Consider the following 17357-nt stretch of genomic DNA (forward strand, 5'->3'; position numbering starts at 1 on the left):
CGGCCAAAAGTAGGCCGCCCCCTGCACGGCACGTGACCGTTGCCCGGAAGCCATGCGGCCGTGGCTGTGGTCGGATTAGTGCAGATCGGCACTGTACCTGCGCGCGCGTACGCCCAGTAGCAGCTCGAACACGGTGGCCAACCCGGCGACGACGAGCACGGGCAGCACCGGCAGCAGGTACGCGGCCACCACGGCGACGGCGAGCCCGGCAAGCCCCGGCATCCCGGCGCGGGCCCGGACCTCGGTCCCGGCGCCGAGCGCGGGCACGACGGTCGCGATCACGGCGACGACGGTGAGCAGCGGCTGCAGCGCGTCCGCGTCGGCGGCGGACAACAGGTCACGAAGCGAAGTGAGTGACAGCCCGAGCCGCACCGCGCCGAGCTGGTAGAGCGCCGCGAAGGCCACCAGCACGGCGACCCCGCCGAGGAGCAGCACCCGCCACCCGGCGTGCTCGCCTCGCCGGGCGCGCAGGAACGGGAGGAAGATCACCGCGGCGACGAGCACGCCCGCGAAGTCCGGGGGCCGCAGGCCGCCGCCGACGGTCGCCACCGGCGGCACCGCGACGCACACCGCAATCAGCCCGAGACCCGCGAGGAGCATCAGCGCGCCGGTGATCCGTACGACGATCGTCGGGATCTCCAGCCCGGCGAACCCCGCGCCGGTCACCACGACGACGAACGCCGCGGCGGCCGCCGCCCGGTGCTCCGGGAAGACGTAGGCGCCGAACGCGATCGCGTAGACCGTCACCTCGGCCGGCCGCGCGACGGCGACGGCGACCCGGTCCACCAGGGCATCCCCCGGTTCCGGGACCCGCGCCGTCACGCCGGCGGCCACCGCCGCGAGCACCAGCCCGGCGAGCAGCCACCAGCCCGCGCCCGCCGCCCCGGCCGCCAGCGCCACCAGCAGTCCACCGCCCAGCCGCACGCGGCCCTCCCGTACCTGTGTTCACCCGTGGTTCCGTCGTCATTAGCATGGCTCACGATCCCGACCGGGCCGGTGCCCGGTACCACCGAGAACGCGCGAGGAGCCAGAAGTGACCGTGCCTAAGCTCGCCCTGTCCGACAACACCGGGGAGGCACTGGCCAAGACGCGCGCCGACGTGGTCGTCATCGGCACCCTGGCCGGCGAGGACGGTCCCGTGCTCGCCCCCGGCGCCGCCGCCGTGGACGCCGCCTTCGACGGCCGGCTCGCCGGCCTGCTGGCCACGCTCGGCGCGAGCGGCAAGGCCGAAGAGGTCGTCAAGGTCCCGACGCTGGGCAAGCTCCCCGCCGGTGTCGTGCTCGCCGTCGGCCTGGGCAAGGCGGCCGGCGCCGTCACCCCGGAGCAGGTCCGCCGCGCCGCGGGCGCCGCCGGCCGCGCGCTGGCCGGCACCGACCGCGCGCTGGTCACGCTGTCCGAGCTCGACCTGCAGGCCGCCGTCGAGGGCACGATCCTCGGCTCGTACGTCTTCACCGCCTACCGCTCGGAGAAGGGCGACGCCCCGCTGGCGAAGGCGGACTTCACGAGCCCGGCCGACGGCACCGCCCGCGAGCACAAGGCGACCCTGAAGGCGGCCGGCGCCATCGCCGAAGCTGTCATCGTCGCCCGCGACCTGATCAACACCCCGCCGAACGACCTCTACCCGGCTTCCTTCGCCGACCAGGCGAAGAAGCTGGCCGAGGACAACGGCCTCGAGTTCGAGGTGCTCGACGAGAAGGCCCTGAAGCGCAAGGGCTTCGGCGGCATCCTCGGCGTCGGCGGCGGCTCGTCGCGCCCGCCGCGGCTGCTGCGCCTGGCCTACAAGCCGGCCAAGGCCGCCAAGAAGGTCGCGCTGGTCGGCAAGGGCATCACGTTCGACTCCGGCGGCATCTCGCTCAAGCCCGCCGCGAACATGGACCACATGACCTCGGACATGTCCGGCGCGGCCGGCGTGCTCGCGTCGGTGGTGCTGGCGGCGAAGCTGAAGTACCCGCTGGAGGTCGTCGCGCACATCCCGCTGGCGGAGAACCTGCCGTCGGGGACGTCGTACCGCCCGGGTGACGTGCTGACCATGTACGGCGGCAAGACCGTCGAGGTGCTCAACACCGACGCCGAGGGCCGGCTCGTGCTCGTGGACGCCATGGTGCGCGCGGCCGAGGAGAACCCGGACTACCTGATCGAGACCTCGACGCTGACCGGCGCCCAGGTCGTCGCGCTCGGCAACCGCACCGCCGGCGTGATGGGCTCGGAGGACTTCCGCGACCGCGTCGCCGGCGTCATGCAGGCCACCGGCGAAAACGGCTGGGCCATGCCGCTGCCGGAGGAACTGCGCGCCGACCTCGACTCGCGGCTGGCCGACCTGGCCAACGTGACCGGCCACCGCTGGGGCGGCATGCTCGCCGCCGGGATCTTCCTGCGAGAGTTCGTCGCGGACGGCCTCGACTGGGTCCACATCGACATCGCGGGCCCGTCGTTCAACACCGGCTCCCCGTGGGGCTACACCGGCAAGGGCGGCACCGGCGTCCCGGTGCGGTCGATCGCCGCGGTGCTGGCGGACATCGCCGCCAACGGCTGACCAGTCTGCCGCTGCTGGTCGTGAGTGGTAAGGCGGGTTAGAACCCGCCTTACCACTCACGACCGCCGGCGCCCGGAGTGATCCGTTTGCCGCTTTCGGTGTGATCCGCGACACCGTACCGTGGCACGGTGACGACCGAGCCGGTGGAACGCGACTCCCCCGCCGGAATCGCCGCCGAGCACGACGAGGAACGCCCGGCGCGGAAGCTGCCCCGGGTGCCGGACCGCGTCGTCTACTTCGTCGCTCTCGCCGTCGCGGTCCTGGTGCTCAAGCAGGTGTTCTTCCCGTTCGCCAAGGGCAACCAGTTCTTCCTCGTCCTCTTCCTCGGCGTGACGCTGCCGCTGGTGTTCCTCTGCTACCGCCCGCGGCTGCGTGGCCGCGACAACCCGGGCTGGACCGACTGGGCGCTGGCCGTCGCCGCCCTGGCCGTCGGCCTGTACCCCGTCCTCGTCGGCTACGACGACTTCCTGAACCGCCAGGGCATCCTGTCGCCGCTGGACATCGTGGCCGGCGCGCTGCTGCTGGTGCTGATCCTCGAAGCCACCCGCCGCACCACGGGGCTGGTGCTGCCGATCGTCTGCCTGCTGTTCCTCGCCTACGCCTACTACGGCGGCTTCCTCCCGCAGAACTGGGGCATCGCCCACGCCGGCGTCGACTTCAGCCAGATCGTCAACGCGCTCTTCAACGACGCCAGCGGGTTCTACGGCACTCCCCTGGACGTCGCGGCGAGCTACATCGTGCTGTTCACCCTCTACGGCGCGGTGCTCAACGCTTCCGGCGCCGGGAAGTTCTTCGTGGACATCTCCTTCGCCGCGTTCCGCCGGTCGCGGACGGCGCCGGGCCGGACCACCGTGCTGTCGGGTTTCCTGCTCGGCACGGTGTCGGGTTCGGGCACGGCGACCGCGGTCAGTCTCGGCTCGATCACCTGGCCGATCCTGCGGAAAGCCCGGTACCCCAAGGAAAACGCGGGTGGCCTGCTGGCCGCGTCCGGCATCGGGGCCATCCTCTCGCCGCCGACGCTGGGCGCCGCGGCGTTCATCATCGCCGAGTACCTGCAGACGTCGTACCTGAAGGTGCTGATCTGGGCGACCGTCCCGACGCTGCTCTACTACCTCGGCATCGTGTTCGCGATGGAGGCCGACGCGCGGCGCTTCAAGGCCGAAGCCGTCGACGTCCCGCACGAAGATCCGTGGAAGCTGTTGCGGCGCGGGGGTTATCACTTCCTGTCGCTGGGGATCATCGTCGTGTTCCTCGCCCTGGACATCCCGCCGTTCGCCGCGGTGGTCTACGCCACCGGCGTCGCCGCGCTGTTCGCGTTGCTCGCCCGGCGCCACGACGTGCGCGGGTGGGCGAAGGACATGGTCGACGCGCTGTCGGCCGGCGTCCGGGGCGCGCTGCCGGTGATCGCGGTGTGCGCGGCGGCCGGGGTGATCACCTCGACCATCACCAAGACCGGGCTGGGTCTCGAACTCGCCGACGCGCTGGTGGAACTGGCCGGCGCGCTCACCGACAACGGCACGCTGGTCCTCATCCTGACCGTGCTGCTCTCGGCGATCGCCGTCGGCGTGCTGGGACTCGCCGTGCCGGTCACCGCCAGCTTCATCATCGCCTGGGTGGTGATCGGCCCCGCGCTGGAGACGCTCGGCGTCGCCGACGCCGAGCGCGCGATGTTCATCTTCTACTACGCCGTTTTGTCGGAGGTCACGCCGCCGACCGCGCTGGCGGCGGTGGCGTCGGCCGCGATCACCGGCGGCTCGGTGCTCGGCACCATGTGGCAGTGCTGGAAGTACACGCTCCCGGCGTTCCTGGTGCCGATCGCCTTCGTGCTGACCGACAACGGCGCCGCGCTGCTGCTGGAATCCGACTTGCTCACCGTGCTGTGGGTGACGGCGGTGTCCGCGCTCGCCGTCGCCGCGCTGGCGGTGGTCACCGGGGGCTGGCTCTTCGGGCCGGTCAGTGTCCCCGTCCGGCTGCTGTTCGTGCCCGCCGCTCTCTGCCTGCTCTACCTGGAGCCGGTGCCGATCGCGATCGGTGCCGCGTGCGGCGCCGCCGCCTTGCTCGCCCACGCCGTGATCAAGAGGAGGACAGCATGAAACGCGCCGTCGCCGCCGCCGCGGTACTCGCTCTGGCCGTCACCGGCTGCGGCGGGAAACAGCAGACCGACCAGGCCGCCCCCGGCGGTGCGACGCAGTCCTGCGAAGCAGGTGAAGGCCGCATCACCATCGCCACCGGCAACAGCGGCGGCGTGTACTACGTGCTGGGCGGCGGGCTGGCCCAGCTGATCAGCAACAGCACGAAGCTGCGCGCGACGGCCGCGGAGACCGGGGCGTCGGTGCAGAACATCCAGCAGCTGGTCGCCGGCAACTACGACGTCGCGTTCTCGCTGGCCGACACCGCGGCGGACGCGGTCAACGGCAAGGGCTCCTTCGACGGCAAGCCGCAGAAGATCCAGGCGCTGTCCCGGATCTACCCGAACTCGACGCAGGTGCTGGTGCGCGCGGACGCCGGGATCGACAGCGTCGCGGACATGAAGGGCAAGCGGATCTCGACCGGCTCGCCGAAGTCCGGCACCGAGGTGATCGCGAACCGCCTCCTGCAGGCGGCCGGGCTCAAGCCCGACACCGACGTCCAGGCCCAGCGGCTGGACCTGGCCAAGACCGCGGACGGCATGAAGGCGGGCACCCTCGACGGGCTCGTCTGGTCCGGCGGGCTGCCGACCGCGCAGATCACCGACATCACCACGGCCATGAAGGACAAGGTGAACTTCCTCGACATCACGCCGCTACTGCCCGCGCTGAAGAAGGTCAACCCGGTCTACGACCAGGCCGTGATCCCGAAGGCGGCCTACGCGCAGCCCGCCGACGTGCCGACGGTGGTGGTGCCCAACCTCCTGCTGGTGCGCGAGGACTTCCCGGCGGGCAACGCGTGCGCGATCACGAAGCTGATCTTCGACAAGCAGGCGGAGCTGGCGAAGGTGCATCCGGCGGCGAAGGAGATCTCGCGGCAGCTGGCGACCCGGACCGACCCGGTGCCGCTGCACCCGGGCGCCAAACAAGCGCTGGGCTAGGGTCGGCGGGGTGCAGGACTACCTCGAAGCGGCGGTCCGCGACGTCCTGACGGCGCCCGAGGCGCGCGTCGACGACCAGGTGGGTTACGCGGCCTTGCTGCTCGCGGTGTCCGGCGCCCTCGACGAAGCCGACCGGCTGGTCACCCAGTGGCAGGCGCGGACGGAACGGCCGGTGGCCGCGCTGGCCGCGGACCCGGTGCGGGCCCGCGCGTGGGCGATGCTCTTCGAGGCTCGCGGCGCGCGGCCGGAATGGGCTGAGGGCATGCCGCCGCTCGACCTGGATCTCGAAGAGCGCAGGCACGCGGCTTTGCTGCGGAGGCCGGTTTCCGACCTCGAAGGCGTCCTCCCGCCGGGCCCGGTCGCCGAGGTGATCAAGCGGGTGGCGCCCTCGCGCCCAGATAGGGACCGCGCGGCACTCTCGGACGGAGATCTGGCTCGCTGGGCCGAGTCGGCGGGCCCGCACCCGGATGTCGCGGCCCTCGCGGCGACGCGGGCCCTCGCTCCGACGCTGGTCGCCGGTTCTGACCCGCTCGGACTGCGCGAGTGGGCGCCGACCTGCGCGGGAGCGCTGATCGCGGCACTGCACGAGCGATACCCGCCGGACCTCGGCACGTGGCCGGAGCTGATCGCGGAGATCTTGCGCCTGCGCGGCGGCACGGCACCACCTCCGGCGTCGGAGGCGGCGATCCGCTCGGCCGAGCTGCGGCTGGGCGCCGAGCTGCCCGCGGATGTCCGCGAGTTCCTGCGCACCTGCGACGGCCTGCCCGCGGACGTGGTCTTCCCGCGCCTGCTCGGCACGGCGGACCTGCGGGCCGAGGACGGTGTCGTGGTGCTGTCGGACCCGCCGGTGCTGCTGCTCTCCTCGGGACACGTGGTCGAGGTCGACCCGGTCCTCGGCACCACCGTCCACCCCTCGTTCCGCGCCGCGCTGGTCCGGCACGCCGCGCTGCTCGCCCAGGCCACGTAGGTTGGACCGGGTGACCACTCTCACCGCGGAGCAGATCACCCGCGACAACGTCGCCGCCGCGTGCCAGCTGGCCGTCGAACCGCACCAGAAGGACTTCGTCGCGCCGGTCGCCGTCTCGCTCGCCGAGGCCTACACGCAGCCGGAAGTGGCCTGGCCGCGGCTGATCCTGCGGGACGGGGAACCGGTCGCCTTCGTCATGGGCGCGTTCGACCCGGACGCCGAGTTCGACTTCTTCCGCTGCGGGGTCTGGCGTCTCAACGTCGGCGCGGGCGTCCAGGGCCGCGGCTACGGCCGCTTCGCCGTCGAAACCGTCCTCGAAGAAGCTCGAAGACGCGGCCAAAAGACGGCGACCGTGCTCTGGCTCCCGGCCGAGGGCGGCCCGGAGGACTTCTACCTCAAGCTGGGCTTCCGCCCCACCGGGCAGACCCACCACGGCGAGGTCGTCGGCCGGATCGACCTCTAGACCTGGCCGCGCTTCTTCCGCTCGGTGTACTCGCGCATCCGCTTCGGGTACCCGACGCGCGCGACCTCGTACACCGGGATCGAGCGGCGGTGGCCGAACTGCTGCGCGGCCTCCAGGCTGCCGATGCGGCGGCGGGTCCACTCTCCGTCGTGGGCGATCAACACCACAGTGGTCTCGGTGACGTTGGTCTTCGGCTCCACGAACGCCTCGACACCCCGCCGGGTGGCCACCCACTCCTCCAGGTGACGGGTGTCCTCGGTGCTGGCTTTCCGCAGCGTGCCGGCCCGCTGCCCACCCTTGGCCCGCCTGCGCAGCGAGTCGAAGAGACCCACCTCGACCACCCTCCCTCACGAGACTTCCGCCACTCATTATCCCGGACTCCGCGTGTGGTCGGCGTCGCACACCCGGCTAGCTCGCAGCCCCGTCCGGCGTAGTGACAAGATGGCGGGTGTCGCGCGCGCGGTTATACCGGGAACGGGCGACGACAGAGCATCACCCCACTGCTTGCCGAGGAGTTAATGAAGTGACCGACACCTCCGCCGACCTCGTGATCCTGGGAGGCGGATCGGGCGGCTACGCCGCGGCGTTCCGCGCGGCCGAGCTGGGCCTTTCCGTCACGCTGATCGAGAAGGACAAGCTGGGCGGGACGTGCCTCCACCGGGGCTGCATCCCGACCAAGGCCCTGCTCCACGCCGCCGAGGTCGCCGACGAGACCCGGGAAGCCGAAGCGGTCGGCGTCAAGGCCGTCTTCGAGGGCATCGACATCGCCGGGGTCAACAAGTACAAGGACGGGATCGTCGCCCGCCTGTACAAGGGCCTGCAGGGCCTGGCCAAGGCGCACAAGGTGAACCTCGTCGAGGGCAGCGGCACGTTCGTCGGCGGCACGACCGTCGAGGTGGACGGCACCCGCTACACCGGCAAGAACGTCATCCTCGCCACCGGCTCGTACTCGCGCACGCTGCCCGGCCTGGAGCTCGGCGGCCGCATCATCGCCAGCGAGCAGGCCCTGGCCCTCGACTACGTCCCCAAGAAGGTCGTGGTCCTCGGCGGCGGCGTCATCGGCGTCGAGTTCGCCAGCGTGTGGGCCTCCTTCGGCGTCGACGTCACCATCGTCGAGGCCCTGCCGCGGCTGGTCCCGAACGAGGACGAGTTCGCGTCCAAGCAGCTCGAGCGCGCCTTCCGCCGCCGGAAGATCGCCTTCAAGACCGGGGTGAAGTTCACCGGCGCGAAGCAGGACGACAACGGCGTGAGCGTTTCGCTGGAGTCCGGCGAGACCATCGAGGCCGACCTGCTGCTGGTCGCCGTCGGCCGCGGGCCGAACTCGGCGGGCCACGGCTACGAGGAGGCCGGCGTCAAGATCGAGCGCGGCTTCGTCCTCACCGACGAGCGGCTGCGCACGAACCTGCCGAACGTCTACGCCGTCGGCGACATCGTCCCCGGCCTGCAGCTCGCGCACCGCGGCTTCCAGCAGGGCATCTTCGTCGCCGAGGAGATCGCCGGGGAGAACCCGCGCGTGATCGACGAGAGCGGCATCCCGCGGGTCACCTACTCGCACCCGGAGGTCGCGTCGGTCGGGCTGACCGAGTCGCAGGCGAAGGACAAGTACGGCTCGGACGTCACGACGTTCACCTACGACCTGGGCGGCAACGGCAAGAGCCAGATCCTCAAGACCTCCGGCGGGGTCAAGCTGGTCAAGGCCCCGGACGGCCCGGTCGTCGGCGTGCACATGGTCGGCGACCGCGTCGGCGAGCTGATCGGCGAAGCGCAGCTGATCTACAGCTGGGAGGCTTTCCCCGAGGACGTCGCGCCGCTCATCCACGCCCACCCGACCCAGACCGAGGCCCTCGGTGAAGCGTTCCTCGCCCTCGCGGGGAAGCCGCTGCACGTGCACAGCTGACGTCCCACCAGCAGAATCCAGACCACGCAGAACTTGGAAGAGGAGTCAGCGAACGATGGCCTACTCCGTCACATTGCCGGAGCTCGGGGAGAGCGTCACCGAAGGCACCGTCACCCGGTGGCTTAAGCAGGAGGGCGACACCGTCGAGGTCGACGAGCCGTTGCTCGAGATCTCGACCGACAAGGTCGACACCGAGGTGCCCTCCCCGGTGGCGGGCACGGTCGTGAAGATCAGCGCCGCCGAGGACGAGACGGTCGAGGTCGGCGCCGAGCTGGCCGTGATCGACGACGGTTCCGGCGGCGCGCCCGAGTCCTCCGCCCCCGCGCAGGAAGAGCAGAAGTCCGAGCCGGAGCCCGAGCCCGAGCAGCCGGCCGAGCCGGAGCAGCCCGAGCCGCAGACCCAGGACAGCGCGCCGAGCAAGCCGGACACCGCACCGGCGGCCGGCGGTGAAGGCACCGAGGTGAAGCTGCCCGAGCTGGGCGAAAGCGTCACCGAGGGCACCGTCACGCGCTGGCTGAAGGCGGTCGGCGACTCGGTCGAGGTCGACGAGCCGCTGCTCGAGATCTCCACCGACAAGGTCGACACCGAGGTGCCGTCGCCGGTGGCCGGCACGGTGCTGGAGATCCGCGCGGGCGAGGACGAGACCGTCGAGGTCGGCGGCGTCCTGGCGGTGATCGGCGACGCGAACGCGGCGCCGAAGGCCGAGTCGAAGCCCGAACCCGAGCCGGAGCCCAAGCCCGAGCCGAAGCCGGAACCCAAGCCGGAGCCGAAGCCCGAGCCGGTTCAGGAGGCCAAACCGGAACCGAAGCCCGAGCCGCAGGCCGCCCCCGCGGCCAAGGCCACCGAGTCGGCCCCGGCCGCCGCGGCGAAGGACGGCTCGGCGGACGGCCCGTACGTCACGCCGCTGGTCCGCAAGCTCGCGTCGGAGCACGGCATCGACCTCGCGTCGCTGACCGGCAGCGGCGTCGGCGGCCGGATCCGCAAGCAGGACGTCCTGGCCGCGGCCGAGGAGAAGCAGAAGCAGCAGGCCGCCCCTCCGGCCGCTGCCGCCCCGGCCGCTGCCGCTGCCCCGTCGGCGCCCGCCGCGCGTCCCGCGGCCGCGGTGTCGCCGGAGCTCGCCGCGCTGCGCGGCACCGTGCAGAAGGCCAGCCGGATCCGCCAGATCACGGCCACCAAGACCCGCGAGTCGCTGCAGATCGCCGCGCAGCTCACGCAGGTCCAGGAGGTCGACGTCACCAAGATCGCCAAGCTGCGGCAGCGGGCGAAGGCGGGCTTCAAGGAGCGCGAGGGCGTCAACCTGACGTTCCTGCCGTTCTTCGCGAAGGCCACCGTCGAGGCGCTCAAGCAGCACCCGAACGTCAACGCGTCCTACAACGAGGACACGAAGGAGATCACCTACCACGGCGCCGTGCACCTGGGCATCGCGGTGGACACCGAGCGCGGGCTGCTCTCGGTCGTGATCCACGACGCGGGCGAGCTGAGCCTGGCCGGTCTCGCGCACCGGATCGCCGACCTGGCGGGCCGGGCGCGGGCGGGCCAGATCAAGCCGGACGAGCTGTCGGGCGGCACCTTCTCGATCACGAACATCGGCAGCGTCGGCGCGCTGTTCGACACGCCGATCATCGTGCAGCCGCAGTCGGGCATCCTCGGCACCGGCGCGGTCGTCAAGCGCCCGGTCGTGGTCGCGGACGCCGACGGCAACGACACGATCGCCGTCCGGTCGATGGCGTACCTGCCGCTGACCTACGACCACCGCCTGGTGGACGGGGCCGACGCGGGCCGCTTCCTGACGACGATCAAGCAGCGCCTGGAAGAGGGCAACTTCGAGAGCGAACTCGGCCTCTGACCGCATGACCGCGAAGGGCTCCGCACCAGCCGGTGGGGAGCCCTTCGCGGCGTTCCGGGCCTGGCTCGCCGGCCACCGCGGCGATGTTTCGGTGGTCGCCGAGGACGGCGCCGGGCGCCGGCTGAGCCACCTCCCGGACGTGCCGCGCGCCCTGGCCTCGACGATCAAGGTCGTCCCGCTGCTCGCCTACACGACAGCGGTGGCCGGCGGCCTCGACCCGGACGAGCCGGTCCGGGTCGGCGACTGGGACGCGTTCCACCCCTTCGACGGCGACGGCCCGCTCGGCGCCGGCGCGCACCACCGGGCCCTGACCGCCCTGGGCATCGCCTGCGACGAGTACGGCGTCGCCCGCGACCCGGAGCGGCTCGTCCCGCTGGACGCGATCGCCACGGCGATGATCTCCGTCAGCGACAACGCGGCCCCCGACTACCTCCGCGCCCGGCTCGGCGACGAGGCCCTGCGGGCGGCGGCGACGGACGGCGGCTGGCCGGACGCGGACCTCCGCTGGTTCTGCGGCGAAACCCTCCGCTCGCTCTTCCCCGGCGACCCGGACCTGACCGCGCGCTTCACCGCCGATCCCGCGTTCCGGCGGGAGGTCCTCGACCGCGTCCGGGGCGAGCCGATCTCCGCCGAAGCGGAGTGGGCCTGGACACAGAAGACCGCCCAGGGCACCGCGGCGCGGCTGTTCGCCTTCCACCGCCACCTCGCGACCGCGGACACTCCCGCCGCCGCGCTCGCGCGCCACAAGCTCGGCGGCGACCCGCTGTACAAGGGCGGGAGCCTGCCCCGCACCCGCGGCTTCGGCCTCTCCACGGACGGCGGCACCGTCGCGGTGTTGTTCACCGGCACGGACTTCCCCGACGTGCCGCTCCCCGGCCTGGGCCTGGCGATCCTGGCCGACCTTCCCACTTTCGCGCGAGACCTGGGCGTGCGGCGGTGACTCCGATGGGCCACGATCGAACCATGCGAGTACTGATCGCCGGAGCGAGTGGCTTGATCGGGTCGGCGCTGGGCGAACGCCTGCTGCGCGAAGGCCACGAGGTCCGCCGCCTGGTGCGGCGCGAAGCCCGCGAAGGCGGCGAATTCCGCTGGGACCCGCCGTCGGGCACCGTCGCGAGCGGCGCCTTCGAGGGGGTCGACGCCGTCGTGAACCTGGGCGGGCAGCGGCTGTTCCCCGGCCGGTGGAGCGCGATGCGCAAGCAGCAGCTCATCGACAGCCGGGTCGAGCCGACCGAGGTGCTCGCCGAAGCCGTGGCCGAACACGGCATCGGCGTGCTCGTCAACGCCTCCGCCGTCGGGTACTACGGCCACACCCACGAGTCCATTGTGGACGAGTCCGCGCCGCGCGGCCGGGGTTTCCTGGCCGAGCTGTGCGAAGGGTGGGAAGCGGCGACGGCCGCCGCCGGGGACGCGCGGGTCGTGAAGATCCGGACGGGGCTGGTCCTGTCCGCGAAGGGCGGGTTGTACGGCACGCTGCGCCCGCTCTTCGCCCTGTGCCTGGGCGGGCGGCTCGGCGACGGCCGCCAGTACATGCCGTGGATCTCCCTCGAGGACGAGGTCGGCGCGATCGTCCACGTCCTGACGCACGACGACGTCTCCGGGCCGGTGAACCTGACCGGCCCGGCACCGGTGACCAACGCCGAGTTCACCCGGGCCGTCGGCCGCACGCTGCACCGGCCCGCGCCGTGGTGGGTGCCCGGGGTGGCGCTCAAGGCCGTGCTCGGCCAGGCCGGCGAGGAGATGGCGCTGTTCGGGCAGCGGGCCGTCCCGGCCGCGCTGGAGCGGTCGGGGTACGCGTTCCGGCACCGGACCCTGGACAGCGCGCTCGCCGCGGCATGAGTGTCCGGCTGCAGCGCTGGCTGGTCGTGGGCCTGGTGTTCTCGGCCGCGTTCGTCCTGCTCGGGCTGAGCGTGGCGCGGCAGCCGCTGTCCCTCGACGTCGCGGTGTCGAAGGCTCTCCACGGCGTGTACGCGGAGCCGCTCGGGCGGGTCGCGCAGGCCGGCAGCGACGTCCTCGGCCCGGTGCTCCCCTACGTCCTCGGCGTCGCGCTGCTGGCGCTGGCGCTGCGGCGGCGTGTGCACGTCGGCCTGTGCGTCCGGCTGGCCGTCGTGCTGCTGTTGTGCAGGCTGACCAGCTTGGTGTTCAAGCCGATCTTCCTGCGGGAACGCCCGCGCGACTACCCGGACCTGAGCTATCCGAGCGGGCACGTGGTGTCGGTGGCGAGCACCGGGTTCGTCCTGCTCCTGCTGTGCGCGTGGGTGTGGCCGCGGCTGGTCCGGCGCGTGGCGGCGGCCGTCGCGGTGGCGGTGGTGCTGTCGGCCGCCTGCCGTGTCGTGCTCGGCGTGCACTGGGTGACGGACACGATCGGCGCAGTACTGGCGGTGACCGGTGTCGGGCTGCTCTCAGCGTGTGCCTTGCGGCTGCTTCCGCCGGGTGACGGGCGTAGCCTCGACGGGTGAGTTCTTCCCGCACTTCCTGCCGCGCCAGCACCGAGCCCGTCGACGTCCGGGAACTCGGCACGATCGACTACACCGAAGCCTGGGAGCTCCAGCGCGGCCGGCTCACCGAGCGCGCCGACGGCACCGCGCCGGACACGATGTTCCTGCTGCAGCACCCGTCGGTGTACACGGCGGGCAAGCGCACCGAGCCGGCCGACCGGCCGGTGGACGGCACCCCGGTGATCGACGTCGACCGCGGCGGCAAGATCACCTGGCACGGCCCGGGCCAGCTGGTCGGCTACCCGATCGTGAAGCTCGCCGACCCGATCGACGTGGTCCACTACGTGCGGCGCCTGGAGGAGGCGCTGATCCACGTGTGCGACCGGCTCGGCGTGGCGACCGGCCGCGTGGAGGGCCGCAGCGGCGTGTGGATCCCGGCCGACGACCGGGGGATCGAGCGCAAGATCGCGGCGATCGGCATCCGCGTCCAGCGCGGCGTGACGATGCACGGCTTCGAGCTGAACTGCAACGCGGACCTGGCGGCGTTCGATTCGATCGTCCCGTGCGGCATCCGCGACGCGGGCGTGACATCCCTGTCGTACGAGCTCCAGCGGGACGTGACGGTGGAAGCGGTCCTCCCCCTGGCCCGCGACGCGGTGCTGGCGGCGCTCGAAGGGGAGCTCCCGGTGAGCGAGGACCGCTGGCTGCCGCGCCCGGAAGCCCCTCAGGCCCCCGGCGTCACGTTCGCTCTCCAGAACTGAAAACCGTGCCGGCCACCTGTGGACAACAGGTGGCCGGCACGGTTTCAGGCTCCGGAACTGTCGGACCGTTCCGCTAGCGTGGAAAACGGGGGCTGCTCAGTCCAGCTGCGGCGCAACCTCGGCGGCGATCAGCTCGATCTGGTCCAGGTCCGAAAGATCCAGCAGCTGCAGGTAAGCCCGGGTGATCCCGGTCTTCTCCCGCCACTGCCCGATCCGGTCGACGACCTCCGCGGGCGACCCGGCGAGCCCGTTGGCCCGCAGCTCGTCCACGTCCCGCCCGATCACCGACGCCCGCTGCGCGACTTCCGCGTCCGAGCGGCCCACGCCGATCACCAGCGCCACCGAGCGCAGGATCTCCTTCGGGTCCCGGCCGATCTCCGCCGCCGCGGCCTCGACGCGGGCGAACTGGGCCACCGCCGTCTCCGCGTCGGTGAACGGCAGGTTGAACTCGTCGGCGAAGCGGGCCGCCAGGGCCGGGGTGCGCTTCTTGCCGGCGCCGCCGATGATCACCGGCGGGGCCGGGGACTGGGCCGGCTTCGGCAGCGCCGGCGACTCGGACAGCGTGTAGTGCTCCCCCGCGAACGAGTACGTCGAGCCCACCGGCGTCTTCCACAGGCCGGTGATGATCTCGAGCTGCTCGGCGTAGCGGTCGAAGCGCTCCTTCGGCGGCGGCAGCGTCAGGCCGTACGCCGCGTGCTCGGCGTCGTACCAGCCGGCGCCGAAGCCGAACTCCACGCGGCCGCCCGACATCTGGTCGACCTGCGCCACGGAGATGGCCAGCGGCCCCGGGTGGCGGAACGTCGCCGCGGTGACGAGCGTGCCCAGCCGGATCCGGCTGGTCTCCCTGGCCAGGCCGGCGAGGGTGATCCACGCGTCGGTCGGGCCGGGCAGGCCGTCGGCCGAGCCCATCTTCAGGTAGTGGTCGCTGCGGAAGAAGGCGTCGTACCCGGCGGCTTCGGTCGCCTTGGCGACACGCAGCAGGTCGTCGTAGCTGGCCCCTTGCTGGGGCTCGGTGAAGATCCTCAAGTCCACGACGTCAGCCTATAGAGACGTCGGGCTCCGTGCGCCTCAGCCGGACCAGCATGCGGACGATCACGTCCTCGATCTCGGCGCGGACCTTCTTCGGGTCGGGCGAACTGGCGATTTCGGTCGCCGCGCTCGACAGCGCGCCGAACAGCAGCCGCGCGGTGACCTCGACCGGCACCGGCTCGACCTCGCCCGCGTCGATCAGCGACTGCAGGCCCGAGCGGACCAGCCCGAAGCTGCACCGCTCCTCGGCCTCGCGCCAGCGCTCCCAGCCCATCACGACCGGGGCCTCGTGGATGGCGATCCGCTGGTAGGCGGGGTCGAGGCAGGCGCGGAAGAACGCGTTGAGCCCGGCGAGCGCCCGCTCCCACGGCGTGCCCTCCCCGGTCATGATCTTGTCGAGCCGGTCGTAGACGAGGCTCTCGACCTGGTCGAACGCGGCTTCGAACAACGCCTGCTTGCCGCTGAAGTGGTGGTACAGCGCGCCCTTGGTCACCCGGGCGCGTTTGGCGATCTCGTCGAGCGAGGTTCCCGCGTAACCGCGCTTGGTGAACAGTTCGACCGCGCTGTCGACCAGCGCGGACCGCGTCGACTCGGAGTAGTCGAGTCGTCTGGACCTCATTGTCGCCACCTTCACAACTTTACGCCCGGAACAGCTCTCCATACTCATGGTATGTTCGGCGCGTCAGGTCCGTACCGGGAGTATGCCGCAGACCCGCGGTATGACCCGGGCCACGGAAGGGGAGCCACACGATGAGCTGGACAGACTTCTACCGACGTCAGGAAATCCTCGACGCGACCGTCCGCCTGGCCGCCCGGAATCCCGGCGCGCCGCTGCCGCTCGAGGAGGTGCCCGGTGCCGAAGAGCACTTCGGCACCGAGGAAAACGTCCTCACCGCCCTGCAGTACCAGTGGACGCGGACGCTGAGCGGGCGCCTGCGCACCGAGGTCATCGACCCGGACGACGCCGACGGCCTCGGCGACCACGTCGACGCCGTCACCCGCGCCTGGCGCGCGGCCGTCGACGAGCACACCGACCTGCGCGCGGTCCTCGACGGCGCCTACGAGCGGCACGCGTCGCTGCGCCGGATGCACGAAGGCGAGCTGCGGATGCTCGCCGTCACGGCCGGACTGGCCGACCCGCGCGAACCGGCCGGCGAAATCGTCAAGGTGGGCCACGCGTTCGAGGCGTTGCTGCGCGCGAACCGCGAAGAAAGCACCCGCCGCCGTCCGGTGTTCGGACACCTGCGGCGACTGCTCGCGCCGAGCGCGTAAACACGGTTAGCTTCACCCATGACTCAGCGCTGGAGCGAAGCCGACATCGACGATCAGAGCGGCCGGACCGTCCTGATCACCGGGGCGAACTCCGGCCTGGGGCTGCGCACCGCCGAGGTGCTCGCGGGCAAGGGGGCCCGCGTGCTCCTCGCCTGTCGCTCCGCCGAGCGCGGCGCGAAGGCACTCGAAATCGTGAAAGCGGCCGCCGCGGGCACCGAACCCGAGCTCATCCCATTGGACCTGAGCGAGCTCGCCTCGGTGCGCGCGGCCGCCGTGTCGGTGCGGGAACGCACCGGCGACGCGCTGGACGTGCTGGTCGACAACGCCGGTGTGATGGCGACCGCCCGCGGCCGCACCGCCGACGGCTTCGAGCTGCAGTTCGGTACCAACCACCTCGGGCACGCGGCGCTGACCTGGCTGCTGCTGCCCGCGCTGCGCGGCGGACGGCACGCCCGCGTCGTCGCGCTGTCGAGCCTGGCCGCCGTCGGCGCCCGGATCGACCTCGAAGACCCCAACGCCGAGCACCGCCGCTACAACCCGGCCACGGCGTACGGGCAGTCGAAGCTCGCCAACCAGGTGTTCGCCCTGGAGCTCGACCGGCGGCTGCGCGCGGCCGGCGACGACGTCCTCAGCGTCGCCGCCCACCCCGGGTACACCGCCACCGGCCTCGGCAGCGGGATGGCGCGGTCGTACTCCAACCCGGTCGTCCGCTCGGTCATCGCCGGCGGCCACCGGATCGGCGAGGTGCTCTTCGCGCAGAACGTCCGCCAGGGCGCGCTGCCGCAGCTGTACGCGGCCACGGCGGACGGCGTCGAGGGCGGCGACTACATCGCCCCGGGCAGCCTCGGCGGCGTGCGCGGCCACCCGGTCAAGGTGCGCCCGCTGGCGGCCGCGCGCAGCGAGTCGCTGGGGGCCGCGTTGTGGGACGTCACCGCGAAGCTGACCGGCGTCACCCCGGATCCCGCGTAGCCCGGACGGGCGTACGGTTGAGGTCGTGAGTGCTGCGCCTGAAGGCCGGAAGCTGCTGCGTCTCGAGGTTCGCAACAGTGAGACGCCGATCGAGAAGAAGCCGCCGTGGATCAAG

At 72.2% G+C, this 17357-nt stretch carries 17 protein-coding genes; 13 read left to right on the forward strand and 4 right to left on the reverse strand.

Going from position 1 to position 17357, the window contains the following annotated elements; all coding sequences use genetic code 11:
• Window positions 1-75 precede the first annotated feature (75 nt).
• Window positions 76-924, reverse strand: a complete 849-nt coding sequence (locus C2L58_RS37270) for a hypothetical protein (protein WP_103342350.1) — start codon at window positions 922-924, stop codon at window positions 76-78.
• A 109-nt stretch (window positions 925-1033) separates the two neighbouring features.
• Between C2L58_RS37270 and C2L58_RS37275 the strand changes: the two genes are divergently transcribed.
• From C2L58_RS37275 to C2L58_RS37295, 5 genes are all read left to right on the forward strand, one after another.
• Window positions 1034-2533, forward strand: coding sequence for a leucyl aminopeptidase (locus C2L58_RS37275; protein WP_103342351.1), 1500 nt, complete (start codon window positions 1034-1036; stop codon window positions 2531-2533).
• Between the two features lie 128 nt (window positions 2534-2661).
• On the forward strand, window positions 2662-4626 hold the full coding sequence (locus C2L58_RS37280; RefSeq protein ID WP_103342352.1) for a TRAP transporter permease: 1965 nt from the start codon (window positions 2662-2664) through the stop codon (window positions 4624-4626).
• Window positions 4623-5600 (forward strand): TAXI family TRAP transporter solute-binding subunit, encoded by a 978-nt coding sequence (locus tag C2L58_RS37285; RefSeq protein WP_103342353.1) that lies wholly within the window; start codon window positions 4623-4625, stop codon window positions 5598-5600. Before C2L58_RS37280 ends, C2L58_RS37285 begins: the two co-directional genes overlap by 4 nt.
• A 10-nt stretch (window positions 5601-5610) precedes the next feature.
• Complete coding sequence (locus C2L58_RS37290; RefSeq protein WP_103342354.1) at window positions 5611-6567, forward strand: SMI1/KNR4 family protein; 957 nt, start codon at window positions 5611-5613, stop codon at window positions 6565-6567.
• Window positions 6568-6577: 10 nt separating this feature from the next.
• Window positions 6578-7030, forward strand: a complete 453-nt coding sequence (locus C2L58_RS37295; protein ID WP_103342367.1) for a GNAT family N-acetyltransferase — start codon at window positions 6578-6580, stop codon at window positions 7028-7030.
• Here C2L58_RS37295 and C2L58_RS37300 read toward each other — a convergent pair.
• A complete protein-coding gene (locus C2L58_RS37300; protein ID WP_103342355.1) occupies window positions 7027-7371 on the reverse strand; it encodes an oxidoreductase in 345 nt (114 codons plus the stop codon). The genes C2L58_RS37295 and C2L58_RS37300 overlap by 4 nt on opposite strands.
• Before the next feature lie 182 nt (window positions 7372-7553).
• On the opposite strand from C2L58_RS37300, the gene lpdA reads away from it, so the two are divergent.
• From lpdA to lipB, 6 genes are read left to right on the forward strand one after another with little or no spacing between them, the layout of a single operon-like run.
• Window positions 7554-8927 carry a dihydrolipoyl dehydrogenase gene (gene lpdA, locus C2L58_RS37305; protein WP_103342356.1) on the forward strand — a complete coding sequence of 458 codons (1374 nt, stop codon included), beginning with the start codon at window positions 7554-7556 and terminating at the stop codon, window positions 8925-8927.
• A gap of 55 nt (window positions 8928-8982) precedes the next feature.
• Complete coding sequence (gene sucB, locus C2L58_RS37310; protein ID WP_103342357.1) at window positions 8983-10773, forward strand: 2-oxoglutarate dehydrogenase, E2 component, dihydrolipoamide succinyltransferase; 1791 nt, start codon at window positions 8983-8985, stop codon at window positions 10771-10773.
• A gap of 4 nt (window positions 10774-10777) precedes the next feature.
• On the forward strand, window positions 10778-11713 hold the full coding sequence (locus C2L58_RS37315; protein ID WP_103342358.1) for a serine hydrolase: 936 nt from the start codon (window positions 10778-10780) through the stop codon (window positions 11711-11713).
• 23 nt (window positions 11714-11736) lie between these two features.
• On the forward strand, window positions 11737-12612 hold the full coding sequence (locus tag C2L58_RS37320; protein WP_103342359.1) for a TIGR01777 family oxidoreductase: 876 nt from the start codon (window positions 11737-11739) through the stop codon (window positions 12610-12612).
• On the forward strand, window positions 12609-13232 hold the full coding sequence (locus C2L58_RS37325) for a phosphatase PAP2 family protein (RefSeq protein WP_103342360.1): 624 nt from the start codon (window positions 12609-12611) through the stop codon (window positions 13230-13232). The genes C2L58_RS37320 and C2L58_RS37325 overlap by 4 nt, the downstream gene beginning before the upstream one ends.
• Window positions 13229-13972: a lipoyl(octanoyl) transferase LipB gene (gene lipB / locus C2L58_RS37330; RefSeq protein WP_103342361.1), complete on the forward strand. Its 744-nt coding sequence runs from the start codon at window positions 13229-13231 to the stop codon at window positions 13970-13972. The genes C2L58_RS37325 and lipB overlap by 4 nt, the downstream gene beginning before the upstream one ends.
• A 96-nt stretch (window positions 13973-14068) precedes the next feature.
• On the opposite strand, the gene C2L58_RS37335 is transcribed toward lipB, so the two are convergent.
• Entirely contained in the window at window positions 14069-15004 is a 936-nt protein-coding gene (locus C2L58_RS37335) for an LLM class F420-dependent oxidoreductase (protein ID WP_103342362.1), read from the reverse strand.
• A gap of 4 nt (window positions 15005-15008) precedes the next feature.
• Window positions 15009-15620: a TetR/AcrR family transcriptional regulator gene (locus C2L58_RS37340; protein ID WP_103342363.1), complete on the reverse strand. Its 612-nt coding sequence runs from the start codon at window positions 15618-15620 to the stop codon at window positions 15009-15011.
• A 131-nt stretch (window positions 15621-15751) separates the two neighbouring features.
• On the opposite strand from C2L58_RS37340, the gene C2L58_RS37345 reads away from it, so the two are divergent.
• Both C2L58_RS37345 and C2L58_RS37350 read left to right on the forward strand, forming a co-directional pair.
• Window positions 15752-16273, forward strand: a complete 522-nt coding sequence (locus C2L58_RS37345; protein ID WP_103342364.1) for a hypothetical protein — start codon at window positions 15752-15754, stop codon at window positions 16271-16273.
• An 18-nt stretch (window positions 16274-16291) separates the two neighbouring features.
• Window positions 16292-17242, forward strand: a complete 951-nt coding sequence (locus tag C2L58_RS37350) for an oxidoreductase (protein ID WP_103342365.1) — start codon at window positions 16292-16294, stop codon at window positions 17240-17242.
• The last annotated feature ends 115 nt before the right edge of the window (window positions 17243-17357 follow it).

This window comes from Amycolatopsis sp. CA-126428, from assembly GCF_002904335.1.
Taxonomy (GTDB): domain Bacteria; phylum Actinomycetota; class Actinomycetes; order Mycobacteriales; family Pseudonocardiaceae; genus Amycolatopsis.